The organism is Microbacterium sp. B24 (assembly GCF_000333415.1).
Classification (GTDB): domain Bacteria; phylum Actinomycetota; class Actinomycetes; order Actinomycetales; family Microbacteriaceae; genus Microbacterium.
Genome location: NZ_BADB01000448.1, coordinates 1 through 440 on the forward strand (window position 1 = coordinate 1; position 440 = coordinate 440).

At 70.0% G+C, this 440-nt stretch carries 2 pseudogenes; both read right to left on the minus strand.

Going from position 1 to position 440, the window contains the following annotated elements:
* Positions 1-121 (minus strand): annotated as a pseudogene (locus tag I5I_RS18005) (glutamate synthase-related protein); the annotation flags it as partial.
* Between the two features lie 40 nt (positions 122-161).
* Positions 162-350: pseudogene (locus tag I5I_RS18010) on the minus strand (alpha/beta hydrolase); the annotation flags it as partial.
* Between the last annotated feature and the right edge of the window lie 90 nt (positions 351-440).

Genomic DNA, 440 nt, shown 5'->3' on the forward strand with positions numbered 1-440 from the left:
AGCTCGGTCCCGGGGATCCTCTAGAGTCGAGCTTGATCTGGATGTCGTCGGCGTGCGTGAGGTACATGCTCGTGACACCGAAACGCCCCGAGGCGACCTGCTTGATGGCGCTGCGACGCTTCGCCGTGCCCCGCGCGATCGAACGCGATCAGGCCGAACCCGGCCGCGACCAGCGCGCGCGCCAGCCCGACGAAGACGCCGGTGGTCTCCACTCGCGATCCGCCGAAGCCGTGCAGCAGCACGACGGTCGGCCGCGGTGCCGGCTCGGCGCCCGTCGCGGCATCCGGAAGGTAGTGCGTGCCCCGCAGTGTGAGCGAGCGGACGGTGGTCTCGAAGGGGACGAGTCGCATGGGTGTTCTTTCGTCGGGGAAGCCGGTTCAGCGGGCCAGTGTCGCGGCAGACGCGTTCGCCTCGGATGCCGAGACCACGTCCGCCTCGAC